General features: G+C 42.0%; 12 protein-coding genes. 11 read left to right on the forward strand and 1 reads right to left on the reverse strand.

Annotation, left to right across the window (positions count from 1 at the left end; translation table 11 throughout):
- The first annotated feature begins 14 nt into the window (after positions 1 to 14).
- From leuB to yihA, 9 genes are all read left to right on the forward strand, one after another.
- Positions 15 to 1,127: a 3-isopropylmalate dehydrogenase gene (gene leuB, locus ACIQ0C_RS00810; protein ID WP_403056018.1), complete on the forward strand. Its 1,113-nt coding sequence runs from the start codon at positions 15 to 17 to the stop codon at positions 1,125 to 1,127.
- A 70-nt stretch (positions 1,128 to 1,197) separates the two neighbouring features.
- The gene (gene leuC, locus ACIQ0C_RS00815; RefSeq protein ID WP_402835235.1) at positions 1,198 to 2,607 is read left to right on the forward strand and encodes a 3-isopropylmalate dehydratase large subunit; all 1,410 of its coding nucleotides are present in this window, start codon (positions 1,198 to 1,200) and stop codon (positions 2,605 to 2,607) included.
- Positions 2,608 to 2,635: 28 nt separating this feature from the next.
- Positions 2,636 to 3,235 (forward strand): 3-isopropylmalate dehydratase small subunit, encoded by a 600-nt coding sequence (leuD, locus tag ACIQ0C_RS00820; protein ID WP_403056021.1) that lies wholly within the window; start codon positions 2,636 to 2,638, stop codon positions 3,233 to 3,235.
- Positions 3,236 to 3,399: 164 nt separating this feature from the next.
- Positions 3,400 to 4,434, forward strand: coding sequence for a tetratricopeptide repeat protein (locus tag ACIQ0C_RS00825; RefSeq protein WP_403056024.1), 1,035 nt, complete (start codon positions 3,400 to 3,402; stop codon positions 4,432 to 4,434).
- A 183-nt stretch (positions 4,435 to 4,617) separates the two neighbouring features.
- Positions 4,618 to 5,910 (forward strand): trigger factor, encoded by a 1,293-nt coding sequence (tig, locus tag ACIQ0C_RS00830; RefSeq protein WP_403056027.1) that lies wholly within the window; start codon positions 4,618 to 4,620, stop codon positions 5,908 to 5,910.
- 429 nt (positions 5,911 to 6,339) lie between these two features.
- A complete protein-coding gene (clpX, locus tag ACIQ0C_RS00835; protein ID WP_402835233.1) occupies positions 6,340 to 7,608 on the forward strand; it encodes an ATP-dependent protease ATP-binding subunit ClpX in 1,269 nt (422 codons plus the stop codon).
- Between the two features lie 182 nt (positions 7,609 to 7,790).
- On the forward strand, positions 7,791 to 9,461 hold the full coding sequence (lonB, locus tag ACIQ0C_RS00840) for an ATP-dependent protease LonB (protein ID WP_283897708.1): 1,671 nt from the start codon (positions 7,791 to 7,793) through the stop codon (positions 9,459 to 9,461).
- A gap of 253 nt (positions 9,462 to 9,714) precedes the next feature.
- Positions 9,715 to 12,036, forward strand: a complete 2,322-nt coding sequence (gene lon / locus ACIQ0C_RS00845; RefSeq protein WP_403056031.1) for an endopeptidase La — start codon at positions 9,715 to 9,717, stop codon at positions 12,034 to 12,036.
- Entirely contained in the window at positions 12,033 to 12,614 is a 582-nt protein-coding gene (gene yihA / locus ACIQ0C_RS00850; protein ID WP_034308918.1) for a ribosome biogenesis GTP-binding protein YihA/YsxC, read from the forward strand. The genes lon and yihA overlap by 4 nt, the downstream gene beginning before the upstream one ends.
- A 56-nt stretch (positions 12,615 to 12,670) precedes the next feature.
- Here the strand turns inward: yihA and ACIQ0C_RS00855 are convergent, their stop codons facing one another.
- Complete coding sequence (locus ACIQ0C_RS00855; RefSeq protein WP_402835230.1) at positions 12,671 to 13,153, reverse strand: LiaI-LiaF-like domain-containing protein; 483 nt, start codon at positions 13,151 to 13,153, stop codon at positions 12,671 to 12,673.
- 252 nt (positions 13,154 to 13,405) lie between these two features.
- On the opposite strand from ACIQ0C_RS00855, the gene hemA reads away from it, so the two are divergent.
- Positions 13,406 to 14,752 carry a glutamyl-tRNA reductase gene (hemA, locus tag ACIQ0C_RS00860; RefSeq protein ID WP_402835229.1) on the forward strand — a complete coding sequence of 449 codons (1,347 nt, stop codon included), beginning with the start codon at positions 13,406 to 13,408 and terminating at the stop codon, positions 14,750 to 14,752.
- 10 nt (positions 14,753 to 14,762) lie between these two features.
- The gene (locus tag ACIQ0C_RS00865; protein ID WP_048688893.1) at positions 14,763 to 15,593 is read left to right on the forward strand and encodes a cytochrome C assembly family protein; all 831 of its coding nucleotides are present in this window, start codon (positions 14,763 to 14,765) and stop codon (positions 15,591 to 15,593) included.
- The last annotated feature ends 7 nt before the right edge of the window (positions 15,594 to 15,600 follow it).

Below are 15,600 nucleotides of genomic sequence, written 5' to 3' on the forward strand. Positions count from 1 at the left end.
AAGGGGAGATTTCGATGAAAAGGAATATTGCGGTGCTTCAAGGAGATGGCATCGGGAAAGAAGTAACAAGAGGCGCTGTAGAAATCCTCGAAGCCGTTGCCCAAAGATATGGACACGATTTTGAATTTCAATATGGTGAGATTGGCGGAGGTGCCATCGACAGCACAGGTTCACCCCTGCCGGGTGAAACAGTGGAGATTTGTAAAAACAGCGATGCGGTATTATTAGGGGCCGTTGGAGGACCTAAGTGGGATGACCAGCCTGCGCACCTAAGACCGGAACGAGGTTTGTTGAAAATCCGAAAAGATTTGAATCTTTATGCTAACATCCGTCCAATCAGCTATTATTCCAGCTTGTCGGAATCTTCTCCTCTTAAAAAGGAATTCATTGAAGATGTGGATTTCGTGATTGTCAGGGAACTAACTGGCGGCCTTTATTTCGGAAAGCCAAGTGAGCGCGTTGAAAAAGAAGGGAAAGAGGCGGTCGTCGATACACTTTTCTATCAGAAAAGCGAAATGAAGCGCATCATCGAACTTGCTTTTTCATTAGCATCGGATCGCAAGAAAAAAGTAACATCCGTGGATAAAGCGAATGTTCTTGAATCCAGCAGGATGTGGCGTGAGACGGCTGAAGAAATTGCCAAGGACTATCCGGATGTAATCCTTGAACATATGCTTGTTGATAATGCAGCCATGCAATTGATCAAAAACCCGAAACAATTTGATATTATCGTGACGGAGAATATGTTCGGTGATATTTTAAGCGATGAAGCTTCGGTATTGACTGGCTCGCTTGGAATGCTTCCTTCCGCCTCCATATCAACAAATGGGCCTAATCTATATGAACCGATTCATGGCTCTGCCCCGGATATTGCGGGCAAAAACCTGGCAAATCCGATTGGGACGATTTTATCAGCGGCTTCCATGCTGCGTCTATCCTTTGGTTTGGAAGATGAGGCGAAAGCAGTTGAACAGGCGGTGGAAACGGTCCTTGAATATGGCTTGAGAACAGGCGATATCGCAAATGGCCAACCAACCATTACGTCTACCTCAGAGATGATTGCAGAAATAAAAGCAAATCTTTTAGACCAGGAAGCCATTTCCAACATCATGGGAGCTTACGCATAAACTTCTTTCACGGCCTAACATTAGGCCGTGTTTTTTAAAAAAATACAAGATTGATCGAGGTGGGATAGTGATGGGAAAGTCGATAATAGAGAAAATATGGGATCGCCATATTGTAAATGAAGAAGAGAATAAACCGGATTTAATTTATATAGACCTTCAATATATTCATGAAGTGACCTCTCCGCAAGCATTTGAAGGATTGAGATTAAAAGGACGCAAAGTCAGGAGACCCGATCGTACTTTCGCGACAATGGATCATAATGTGCCAACGGTTAATCGCTATTTCATCGAGGATGATATTGCAAGGAAACAACTAGAAGCGCTTGAGCAAAACTGTAAGGAGTTCGGTATCCGCCTTGCTGATTTAGACAGCCCGGATCAAGGTATCGTTCACGTTATCGGGCCGGAATTAGGGCTTACACAGCCAGGGATGACGATTGTCTGCGGAGACAGTCATACATCTACACATGGTGCGTTTGGCTCGATAGCATTTGGAATCGGTACGAGTGAGGTCGAGCATGTTTTGGCCACACAAACCCTATGGCAAACAAAACCCAAAACATTAAAGCTTGAGGTTAATGGCAAGCTTGGTCATGGCGTGATGGCGAAAGATGTCATATTATATGTGATTTCTAAATTCGGCGTCGATTTCGGAACTGGACATATCATTGAGTATTGCGGGGAAGTTTTCCGGGATATGTCAATGGAAGAAAGAATGACGGTTTGCAATATGTCGATCGAAGGCGGGGCAAGAGCCGGTCTGGTAGCTCCTGATGAAACAACGTTCTCTTACTTGAAAGGTCGTAAATATTTGCCGAAAGGAGAAGAGTTCGAGCGATGTGTTCAGGACTGGAAGTCACTTTCCAGCGATGAGGATGCTGTATATGACCAAGAAATCATTCTCGATGGCAGCCTGATTTCACCAATGGTCAGCTGGGGGACGAATCCTGGAATGGCTAGTGGCGTGGACGGAAAAGTACCTACCTTCGCAGAGGAAATCATGGATCCTAAGGAACTGAATCGAGCCATTGAGTATATGGGTCTTGAGGAAGGCATGCCGATCACGGAAATTCCCGTACAACATGTATTCATAGGATCGTGTACCAATTCACGCATTGAGGACTTACGGCAAGCCGCAGAAATGATCGAAGGCCAGACTGTTCAAAAAGGGGTTCGGGCGATGGTCGTACCCGGTTCACAAAGCGTCAAAAGGCAAGCGGAAGATGAAGGGTTGGATGAGATTTTCAAATCTGCGGGCTTTGAATGGCGCGAATCGGGCTGCAGCATGTGCCTGAGCATGAACCCTGACGTGGTTCCGGCCGGCGAGCATTGTGCCTCCACAAGCAATCGGAACTTTGAAGGCAGGCAAGGAGCTGGAGCAAGAACACACCTGGTTAGTCCAGCTATGGCTGCCGCGGCCGCCATTCATGGGAAATTTGTCGATATCAGGAATTTGAAAAGAACTGAACAAGTCCAATAAGAATACGAATTAACCGGAGGTGCAGAGTATGGAACCCATTACTATATATAAAGGAAGAGCGGCGGCACTTGACCGTAAAAACGTGGATACGGACCAAATCATTCCAAAGCAATTTTTAAAAAGGATTGAGCGAAGCGGATTTGGCGAATTTTTATTCTATAACTGGCGTTTTGATGAAAATGGAAAGGAACGTCCTGATTTTGAATTGAATCAGCCCCATAATCAAAACACGTCCATATTAATAGCAGGTGAAAATTTTGGCTGCGGTTCATCCCGTGAGCATGCCCCTTGGTCATTGAAAGACTACGGATTCGATATCATCATCGCTCCGTCTTATGCTGATATCTTTAAAAGTAATTGCATGAAAAATGGCATGGTCCCCATCGCTTTGACCCAGACTGAAGTAAACTATTTAATGGAGAGAGTGTCGGCACCTGATTATGAGTTGACGATCGACCTTCCCAATCAGACATTGAAAGATGGTCAAGGGTTTGAAACGAGCTTTGAAATTCATCCATATTGGAAGGAAATGCTCATCAAAGGCTGGGATGAAATTTCGATAACGCTTCAATATGATAAAGAGATTTCAGCCTATGAATCTCAAAAAAAACCTGTATCGAGTATTTAATAGAAAAAAGTCATTTCCCGTTCTCCTTTCTTATTTGAAAGGAAGCGGGATTTTTTTAACGGAAAAAGAAGGAAAGGCGTGCATCCGCCATATAAATTTTTGTGTTTCCAGCTATTACATGCTAAACTGTTTCTCAAAAAGCGAACGGTGAGGCGGAAAATAGGATGGATGATGAAAACAACCAAAAGAAGGCCGGAGAAACAAAGATTATCGCCTTTCCAAATCTCGGTGAAAGGCTGATTGTAAAAGGACTGGATGAGCTTGGTAACAGGAACTTTAAAGCGGCTGCACAGCTCTTCAGCCAAGCCAGGGAGTATGAGCCCGAAAATGATGAAGTTTGCATGGGGCTAGTGGTCTCACTAGTTGAACTTGAGTATTACCAGGAGTCAAAAGAGTTGTGTATAGAGATGCTGAATAAAGGCATCGGCGACTATTTTCAACTGATCAATATTTATTTGATGGTACTGCTGCAATTAGGCGAGCATCAGGAAATGGTCACGACGATCGAACTGCTATTTGAAGAAAGCCAAATTCCCTTTGATAAAGAGGAACATTTCGAAAAGATGCTTCAGTTCAGCAAAAGGGCCCTTGAGGATAAAAAAGAGGAGAAGGAAAGGCGAAATCAACAGCTTTCAGAGGAAATGCAGGAGGATGAACTTTTTGAAGGGAAAACGGATAGTGAGATGCTCATGGTCATTTCAAAACTCACGAATATCAATATTCGACCATTTATCCCTCAAATCGAAGAATTTCTACAAAAAGATGAGGGACATCCTTTCTTTAAAACGATGCTCCTTAACATCCTTATCGACCAGGAGTATAACCAGGAATTGACGGTGAGGAAATTCAATCAATCGAAGTCGGTCACCCCAAAGGAATTGAAAAGTTTGAAGGAGACGGACTTCTATAAGAAGGTAACCGGACTGACCGAAGAGGAAATCAGTCAGGATAATCCGAGCTTATTTGAAATGGTCCATAGTTTGATTGAACGTCATTCTTTTTTATTGTTTCCTTTTGAACCAGGATCTGAAAGCTTGCCTGCATGGGCAGCTGCCTACCATGCCTTGGCGGAAGAATACATGACCGGGGAAGTTTTCGTGAGGGACTTAGCGGGCCTTTACCGTGCTGATGAGGAAAGCGTTGCGGATATTCTTACCTATATAAAAGAAATTGAAGAAATTTCTTATCCTATTATTTAAGCTATTGCTGTTGTAACAGATTAATCCTGTGGTATAATGTAGTGGTTGTAATGTATAATCGTCTAATTTTGACGATTTCCCCAATATTTTGGGGGTATATTTGAAGGATGACTTGTTAACACTTGCAAAGCATAATCATCCAATGCTTATTATTGAAGTATATAGATTTTTGGAGGGAAACACATGTCTGTAAAATGGGAAAAACAAGAAGGTAATCAAGGCGTACTAACAATTGAAGTTGACGCTGCAAAAGTAAACGAAGGTTTAGACGCAGCTTTCAAAAAAGTAGTGAAACAAGTAAATGTACCTGGCTTCCGTAAAGGTAAAATGCCACGTCAAATGTTCGAAAAGAAATTCGGCGTAGAATCACTTTACCAAGATGCGCTTGATATCATTCTTCCAGATGCTTACGCAAATGCTGTCGAAGAAGCTGGAATTCAGCCTGTAGATCGTCCAGAAATCGACATCGAGAAAATGGAAAAAGGCGAAAACCTGATCTTCACTGCAACTGTAACAGTTAAGCCTGAAGTTAAATTGGGAGATTACAAAGGTGTTGAAGTTGAAAAATTCAATACTGAAGTAACTGACGAAGATGTTGAAAACGAATTGAAAACTTTGCAGGAGCGTCAAGCTGAGCTTGTCGTTAAAGAAGAAGGACAAGTTGCTGAAGGCGATACGGTCGTTCTTGACTTTGAAGGATTCGTTGATGGTGAAGCATTCGAAGGCGGAGCTTCAGAAAACCATTCATTGGAAATCGGTTCAAACTCTTTCATTCCAGGATTCGAAGAGCAACTTGTCGGTCTTGAAACTGGCGCTGAAAAAGATATCGAAGTTACATTCCCTGAAGAATACCACGCTGCTGAACTTGCAGGTAAACCAGCAGTATTCAAAGTGAAAATTCACGAAATCAAAACAAAACAACTTCCTGAGTTGGATGATGAGTTCGCGAAAGATGTCGACGACGAAGTGGAAACTTTGGCTGAACTTAAAGAAAAAACAAAACATAAATTAGAGCATGACAAAAAACATGAAGAAGAAAACTTCATTCAAAACACTGTAATTGGTAAAGCTGTTGAAGGTGCAGAAATAGACGTTCCTGAAGCAATGATTTCAAACGAAGTTGACCGCATGATGAATGAGTTCTCTCAACGCATTCAATCTCAAGGCCTTAATTTGGAACTTTACTACCAATTCTCAGGTCAAGACGAAGAAGCTTTAAAAGCGCAAATGAAAGAAGAAGCTGAAGGACAAGTTCGTACGAGCCTAACTCTTGAAGCAATCGCAGAAGTTGAAAAACTTGAAGCGACTGACGAAGATGTAGAATCTGAACTTGCACAAATGGCTACTATGTACAATATGGAAGTTGACGCGATCAAACAAGCTCTTGGAAACTTAGAAGGAATCAAAGGCGATCTTAAAATTAAGAAAGCGATTGACTTCTTGGTAGAAAACAGCAAAACAGTTGACGCAAAATAATTTTTATAAATAAGTAGATTAAAATATTTCCTTTAAAAAAACAAGGCGCGAGTAATCGTGCCTTGTTTTATACATATTGAGAATTCGTGTAATTTTTAAATATCGGTTATTTCCTGATTGATTTTTTTGGGATTTCGGTGTAGATTAGTTCTAATACCGCATATACATATTTATACAGCAAATCCTGCTTTTAAAAATCCAAAGTTTTGGGCATGCTGGTAAAGGGCAAATACATATTGATTGATTATTGTACTTATTTAACAACTCGGACCGTGAGCATTTTTGTTACTAAACTTCCAAGAACATGATAAAATGCAAAACATACTAGGGATTTTGGAATGTTTAAGCAGATGTGTGCCTAGTTTTTTCTTTACGATTAGGTACCGCTATGTAATAGAGTTGGAAGAGTATTTAAAGGGGTGAACGTACATGTTTAAATTTAATGATGAAAAAGGACAGTTAAAATGTTCTTTTTGCGGTAAAACACAAGAACAAGTCCGTAAACTGGTTGCTGGTCCAGGTGTCTATATTTGTGACGAGTGTATAGAACTTTGTACGGAGATCGTCGAAGAAGAGCTTGGAACTGATGAAGAAGTAGAATTCAGAGATGTTCCTAAACCTATGGAAATCCGTGAAATTCTTGACGAATATGTGATTGGACAAGAACAGGCGAAGAAATCTTTGGCTGTCGCTGTTTATAACCATTATAAACGTATCAATTCCAATAGCAAAGTCGACGATGTTGAACTTTCTAAAAGTAACATCGCCCTAATCGGACCGACGGGAAGCGGGAAAACCCTTCTTGCGCAAACATTGGCACGATTACTGAATGTTCCTTTTGCCATTGCTGATGCCACTTCATTGACGGAAGCTGGATATGTTGGGGAAGATGTTGAAAACATCCTTCTAAAATTAATCCAAGCAGCTGATTACGATGTGGAAAAAGCGGAAAAAGGCATCATTTACATTGATGAAATCGATAAAGTTGCCCGTAAATCGGAAAATCCTTCTATTACACGTGACGTGTCTGGTGAAGGTGTGCAACAAGCTTTATTGAAAATTCTTGAAGGAACGGTTGCGAGCGTTCCGCCTCAAGGTGGACGTAAACATCCACATCAGGAATTCATCCAAATCGATACGACCAATATTTTGTTCATCTGCGGCGGTGCCTTTGATGGCATCGAACCGATTATCAAACGCCGTCTTGGTCAAAAAGTCATTGGCTTTGGCTCTGACGTGAAAAAGGATGATGTTGCAGAAAAAGAATTGCTTTCCAAAGTCCTTCCTGAAGACTTGCTTCGTTTCGGATTAATTCCGGAATTCATCGGACGTCTTCCGGTAATTGCGACTCTTGAGCAATTGGATGAAGCTGCTTTGATTGAAATTCTTACACAACCGAAAAATGCCCTTGTTAAACAATATCAAAAACTACTTGAGCTTGACGATGTTGAATTGGAATTCGAACAGGAAGCGCTAAGTGAAATTGCTAAAAAGGCAATTGAACGCAAAACTGGTGCACGTGGTCTGCGATCCATCATCGAAGGCATCATTCTTGAAGTGATGTTCGATCTGCCTTCACGTGATGATGTTGCAAAATGTGTAATCACAGGCAGCACGATTTCGAAAAATGAATCTCCAAAGCTCGTCCTTAAAGACGGTACAACCGTCAAAGGACAGGAAAAGAAAACATCTGCTTGATTTATAAGGAAAAGAAAGACTGCCAGTTCATCTGGCAGTCTTTTTCTTTGTCTTTTTTCTCAAATTGTTGTTACTCAGGATAAAAACGCCAATTTTTCAACACGAATTTCTTGGATAATTTCGCCCTTCCAAAGGAGATACTAACAGAAATGACAAACTAGGAGAGTGCAGGAGGGAATACGATGAATTGGACAGGATTGGCGTTGTTTATCCAGCTGTTTTTTGGGATTATTATTGGATTGTATTTTTTGAACTTATTGAAAGGCCAGCGGACACAAAAAGTTTCCATTGACCGTGATTCACGTAAGGAGATGGACCAGTTACGGAAGATGAGATCGATTTCGTTAACAGAGCCATTGGCAGAAAAAGTTAGACCAAGCACATTTAATGAAATCATCGGTCAAGAAGATGGGATTAAATCTTTAAAAGCTGCTTTATGTGGGCCGAATCCCCAGCATGTGATAATTTACGGTCCTCCTGGGGTAGGGAAAACCGCGGCTGCCAGACTTGTTTTGGAAGAGGCGAAGAAAAATGGCAAGTCCCCTTTTAAGAATTCAGCCGTTTTCGTCGAATTGGACGCCACCACAGCCAGGTTCGATGAACGAGGGATTGCCGATCCGCTCATTGGTTCTGTGCACGATCCAATTTACCAAGGTGCCGGGGCAATGGGACAGGCCGGCATTCCGCAGCCAAAGCAGGGTGCAGTCAGCAATGCTCATGGAGGCGTGCTGTTCATAGATGAAATAGGGGAGCTTCATCCCATACAGATGAATAAACTGTTAAAGGTATTGGAGGATCGTAAGGTCTTTCTGGAAAGTGCTTATTATCAAGAGGAAAATCAAAATATTCCCACTCACATCCATGATATTTTTAAAAATGGACTGCCGGCAGACTTTAGGTTGATTGGAGCCACTACAAGAACGCCAAATGAAATCGCGCCTGCGATACGTTCAAGATGCATAGAAGTGTTTTTCCGTGAACTTGACCGGGAAGAAATAATCACCGTGGCTAAGAATGCCTCAGATAAAGTGGGGATCACCATCAGTGAAAAAGGCTTGCAATCGATCTCGGATTATGCCCGAAATGGCAGGGAAGCGGTCAACATGATTCAGACCCTTGCAGGAATATCAATTAATGAAAACAGGACTTTTATCAGGGAAGAAGATATAGATTGGATGGCCCATAGCAGCCAGCTGACCCAAAGAATGGACAGGAAAATAGAATCGAATTCAAAAATAGGCCTTGTTAACGGCCTTGCAGTCTATGGACCAAACAGCGGGGCATTGCTGGAAATCGAGGTTACGGTCATGGCCGCCTCTGATGAAAAAGGTTCGATAAACATTACCGGTATCGTTGAGGAGGAAAGTATTGGCGGCGGGAGTGGCAAATCGATTCGCCGTAAGAGCATGGCGAAAGGCTCGATTGAAAATGTCATTACGGTTTTACGATCGATGGGAGTGCCTGCCGATCAATTCGATATCCATGTGAACTTTCCGGGCGGAAGTCCAGTGGATGGCCCTTCTGCAGGAATTGCAATGGCTACAGGCATATACTCGGCCATATATAAAATCCCTGTTGACCATACCGTGGCGATGACTGGGGAAATAAGCATTCATGGCGGCGTTAAACCGATCGGCGGTGTCATTCCGAAAATCAAAGCGGCAAAACTTGCCGGGGCTAAGAAAGTAATCATCCCAGCCGAAAACATGCAGCCGCTTCTATCTGAAATCAAGGATATAGAAATCATTCCTGTTTCGAATGTGAAAGAAGTGCTGGATCAGGCACTGAAGAAAGAATTGATGTCGGAACAAATCCTCACAACCTTGGACCTATCAAAAAAAGAAAGTGTATAAAGGAAATGCCCCGGCTAAAAACTGAACCGGGGCATTTTAAGGACCATATTGGCGTTCCCGACAATCCTGACGTAAAAATAAACACGCATTCAACGTGCTTTTTTATCTAATATTGGAGATAATAATAGCAGTCGAAACGTGTTAAGGTAAACGAATAGACACTTCTATATAAATAGGATAGAATTGTTAAAAGGTTGAGAACATGGGTAAATAGTTTACAACGACGATACTAATTAGATGGAGGTGTCAGGAAATGACTGATAAAGAAATCATCGTCCCCCTCCTGCCGCTTAGAGGACTGCTTGTATATCCAACGATGGTACTTCATTTAGATGTAGGCCGAGATAAATCGGTACAAGCCCTTGAGAAAGCAATGGTGGAAGACCATCTTATATTTTTGACGACACAACAAGATGTTTCGTTGGACGAACCAGGTGAAGAAGATTTATTTACAATGGGAACTTTAACAAAGGTAAAACAGATGTTGAAGCTTCCGAATGGTACAATCCGGGTGTTGGTGGAAGGGTTGAACCGCGCAGAAGTCATTGAATTTTACGATTATGAGACACATTATGGTGCCAAGATTAAAATATATGAAGACAGTGATGAAAAGGATGCTGAACATCAAGCATTAATGCGCACTCTACTGGATTATTTTGAACAATACATAAAAATGTCCAAGAAAATAACCGGTGAAACGTTTTCGTCCACTTCGGATATTGAAGAGCCTGGGCGATTAGCGGATATAATCGCTTCTCATTTGCCTTTGAAATTGAAGGAGAAGCAAGAAGTGCTTGAGACCATTGATATGAAAGAGCGTCTAAGCCGTGTAATCGAGATCATCAATAACGAGAAAGAAGTTCTTTTTCTCGAGAAAAAGATCGGCCAGCGTGTTAAGCGATCGATGGAACGGACTCAAAAGGAATATTATTTACGAGAACAAATGAAAGCGATCCAAAAGGAATTGGGCGATAAAGAAGGAAAAACAGGGGAAATTGAGGTCCTAAACGAAAAGATAGAAGAAGCGGATATGCCTGAGCATATCAAAGAAACGGCATTAAAGGAACTGGACCGTTATGAAAAAGTTCCTTCGAGCTCAGCCGAGAGTTCTGTCATCCGCAATTATATCGAATGGTTGATCTCTCTTCCTTGGACCAAAGCGACCAAAGATGACTTGAATATTCATAAAGCCGAAAAAATCCTGAACCGAGATCACCATGGTTTGGAAAAGGTGAAGGAGCGGGTGCTTGAGTATTTGGCCGTACAGCAATTGACCAAATCATTGAAGGGACCGATCCTTTGCTTGGTGGGACCGCCAGGGGTCGGGAAAACCAGCTTGGCTAAATCGATCGCTTCATCCCTGAATAGGAATTTCGTCCGTATTTCTTTAGGTGGGGTGCGCGATGAATCAGAAATCCGCGGACATCGCCGCACATATGTAGGGGCGATGCCGGGACGGATCATTCAAGGCATGAAAAAAGCTGGAACGATCAATCCGGTCTTTTTACTGGACGAAGTGGATAAAATGTCCAATGACTTTAGGGGAGATCCATCTGCAGCGATGCTGGAGGTGCTCGATCCAGAGCAAAATCATAATTTCAGTGATCATTATATTGAAGAAACCTACAATCTTTCTAAAGTCATGTTCGTCGCAACGGCGAATAATTTGGGGTCGATTCCCGGCCCGCTTCGAGATCGTATGGAAATCATTTCGATTGCAGGTTATACTGAGATAGAGAAACTTCATATAGCCAAGGATCACTTGCTGCCTAGACAGCTTGAAAACCATGGCTTATTGAAGACACAACTGCAAATCCGTGAGGAAGCTCTTACAAAAATCATCCGTTACTATACTCGGGAAGCGGGTGTTCGGAGTCTGGATCGACAGCTTGCAGGCATCTGTCGGAAGACTGCAAAAATCATCGTGTCCGGAGATAAAAAGCGGGTCGTCATTTCTGAAAAGAATGTCGAGGAGTTTTTAGGGAAAACCATGTTCCATTATGGACAAGCGGAAGTCGAGAACCAAGTCGGTGTAGCTAATGGTTTAGCATACACGTCGGTAGGTGGCGATACACTGCAAATCGAGGTTTCCTTATCACCAGGTAAAGGCAAGCTGATCCTGACAGGAAAGCTTGGCGATGTAATGAAAGAGTCAGCCCAGGCCGCTTTCAGTTTTGTCCGTTCAAAAACCGAGAAGCTTCAGATTGATGCGAACTTCCATGAAAAATATGATATTCATATTCATGTCCCCGAAGGCGCGGTCCCAAAAGATGGCCCTTCTGCAGGGATCACGATTGCAACAGCGTTAATATCGGCCCTTACAAATAGGCCGATCAGAAAAGAGGTAGGCATGACAGGCGAAATTACATTACGCGGACGGGTTCTTCCGATCGGCGGGCTTAAAGAAAAATCTTTAGCGGCCCATCGCGCAGGACTTACGAAAATCATCATCCCGCAAAATAACGAAAAGGATATTGATGATATCCCGGAAAGTGTCCGTAAAGCATTAACTTTTGTTCCAGTTTCACACGTCGATGAAGTCCTTGAGCATGCATTGGTAGGTGTGAACGAATGAAAGTAACGAGTTCAGATATTGTCATCAGTGCCGTGAAGCCTGAACAATATCCCAATACTCCAATACCGGAATTTGCTTTGGCAGGCCGTTCCAACGTTGGGAAATCCAGTTTCATCAACAAAATGATCAATCGAAAAAACTTGGCGCGAACATCCTCTAAACCGGGTAAGACGCAGACCTTGAATTTTTATATCATAAATGAAGCACTCCATTTTGTGGATGTACCGGGTTATGGTTATGCAAAAGTTTCCAAGACGGAGCGTGATGCTTGGGGGAAGATGATCGAAACGTACTTCACTTCCCGTGACCAGCTCCGCGCTGCGCTTCTGATCGTCGATTTGCGTCATCCGCCGACAAAGGATGATATCGCAATGTATGAATTCCTGAAGCATTATGACTTGCCCCGGATTGTCATTGCCACCAAAGCGGATAAAATTCCAAAAGGCAAATGGCAGAAACACTTGAAAATCACGCGCCAAACGTTAAATATGGAAAAAGAAGATGAATTGCTTCTATTCTCTGGTGAAACAGGCGAAGGTAAGGAACAAGCATGGGGCGTCCTTAAGAAATATATGTAAAAGAAAAGGGTATTCCGCATCTGGAATACCCTTTTTCATTATGGAATCGGTAATTTTCACTTTTTTCGAACCAGAAAATAAATGCCGATCGCCATCAAGGCAAATGGCCAAAACCTTTCGATGTTCGCGGTGCTTGTTTCAACAATCCCGAAAGACGTTGTGATTTTATCATAGAATAAGAATGTGATCGAGACGATGAATATTACCATCCCGTGAAACATTCCAGAATTTGTTTTACGTGCCCGGAGAATAAATCCTAGTGAGATGATTAAAATAAAGATACCTATATTATCCGGCCAAATCTCCAGGTTCTCGGCGATGTGGAAGTGAGAACCGAATCCCAGTAAGATGACGCCTGGCAGGATGGACTCATGGTCATTACCGCTATATGCCTGAATCAGGAAGGCGGCACCAACTATACATAATAAAGTGGGCCAGCTGAAAAAGCCTGGAAAGATTTCGATTTGGGAATGTTCAAGAAAAAAATAGAGCCCGAAACCGATTAAAACGATTCCTGGGAAAATACGATGCGTTTTCATTTTATCCTCCTATGCAGTTCGATTACTTGAAGTTTTTTGCCATTTTTGATATGGTACTTTTGTACACAATGTCGAAATATGTATGTAACTTACAAATCCCGCTTAGACACCTTTTGTAGCATTCAGGCGTTTTGGCTGTCTTTTCATGGTAGCATACGTTTTCATAAACTGTTCATATTATTTGCGTGAATCCATTTTAGTACATGGTATAATAAATTTACATGAAAAATTTTGGGGGTGCAAAACAAAAGGATGCATATTCTAGCGGTTGGTATAAATTACAAAACTGCCCCTGTAGAAATTCGGGAAAAACTATCGTTTAACGAAGCCGAACTTGCCGAGGCAATGAAAGCTCTTAAAAATAAAAAAAGCATCTTGGAAAATATTATTATTTCAACATGTAACAGAACGGAAATATATGCGGTCGGTGACCAGCTCCATACAAGCAGGTATTATATTAAGGAATTCCTTTCGGAATGGTTTAATATCGATAAAGAAGAATTTTCTAAATATCTGTTCATTTATGAAGGCGATGGGGCTGCCGAGCATTTATTTTCTGTTACTTGCGGCTTGAATTCCATGATACTGGGAGAAACTCAGATTTTGGGACAAGTACGTTCAAGCTATTTGTTAGGGCAGAAGGAAGATACGATCGGCACCGTTTTTAACCATCTCTTCAAGCAAGCCCTTACATTAGCTAAAAAAGCTCATTCGGAAACCGAAATCAATACCAATGCCGTTTCCGTCAGCTATGCGGCAGTCGAGCTTGCAAAAAAAATCTTTGGTGGCCTGAACGGCAAGAATGTCTTAATTCTTGGGGCCGGTAAGATGGGTGAGCTGGCCATTCAAAATCTGCATAGCAATGGCGCCGACAGCATTACAGTCATTAATCGTACCTTCCAGAAAGCGGTCGACCTGGCCGAGAGATTCAATGGTACGGCGAAACAGCTTCAAGAGCTGCAATGCGCTTTAGTGGATGCTGATATCCTGATTACTTCAACTGGATCAAAAGATCTTCTTGTAACAAAAGAAATGATGTCATTCGTCAATAAGCTTCGTAAAGGCCGTCCTATTTTCATGGTCGATATCGCAGTGCCGCGTGACCTCGATCCAACACTGGGTGAGCTGGAAAATGTCTTCTTGTATGACATTGACGATCTTGAAGGGATCGTGCAAGCCAATATCGAAGAACGTAAAAAAGCTGCCGAGAAAATAGAATTGATGATTGAATCAGAAATTGTGGACTTCAACCAATGGATTAATTTGCTTGGTGTGGTTCCCGTCATTTCTTCTTTACGAGAAAAATCCCTATCAATACAGAAGGAAACGATGGAAAGCATCGAAAGAAAGCTTCCGCATTTAAGCGAACGTGACAAAAAAGTCCTGAACAAGCATACGAAAAGCATTATCAACCAACTGTTGAAAGATCCGATTCTTTATGCAAAAGAACTGGCAGATGAGCCGAATGCAAAAGAGCAATTGAATAATTTCGTGAAAATCTTCCATTTAGAGGAATTGATTGAAGACCAGCTGGTTGCGGATGAAAAAGAACGGAACAGCTCCAAGTCATCCCTATTGAATCCAGTTCCTGTCCAGTAATGAGGTAGATATGGAATTACTAATGACAAGATTGCATGAAGCCACTGTTTTGTTGTATGCCATCAGTATGCTTTTATATTTTATTGATTTCCTTAATAATAACCAGAAGGCGAACAGGGTCGCCTTCTGGTTGCTTTCTATTGTTTGGGTACTGCAAACAATTTTTTTGTTTCTGTATGTGTTGAAAACGGGAAGGTTCCCGGTATTGACGATTTTTGAAGGCTTATATTTTTATGCATGGGTCCTCATATCGCTATCTTTAATCATTAACCGCTTGCTAAGAGTCGATTTTACGGTCTTTTTTACGAATGTATTAGGTTTCATGGTTATGGCCATCCATACCTTTGCACCTGTTCAGATAGAATCTCAAGTGCTTGCACAGCGCCTGGTTTCAGAGTTATTGCTCATACATATCACTTTTGCCATCCTATCATATGGGGCATTCACGCTTTCTTTCGTTTTTTCACTTTTATACTTAATTCAATATGATTTATTGAAACGGAAGAAGTGGGGAAAACGCCTGCTTCGACTCGGCGATTTAACAAAGCTCGAGCATATGTCTTATGTCCTCGCAGTTATAGGTGTTCCATTATTAGTGGTCTCCCTTATCCTGGGGATTCAATGGGCTTATATAAAAGTCCCGGGGGTATCCTGGCTGGACATGAAGATCATCGGCTCATTTATTTTGCTTATTGCTTACAGTGTGTTTTTATACTTGAAAATTCGGAAACAAATGTATGGAAGGACGCTAGCCTTTCTGAATATTGGATCTTTCATGATTGTGTTAATTAACTTTTTCCTTTTCGGAAGCCTTTCAACATTCCACTTTTGGAATACATAGGAGGAAA

Source organism: Peribacillus sp. NPDC096448 (genome assembly GCF_044762675.1).
Lineage (GTDB): Bacteria > Bacillota > Bacilli > Bacillales > DSM-1321 > Peribacillus > Peribacillus frigoritolerans_B.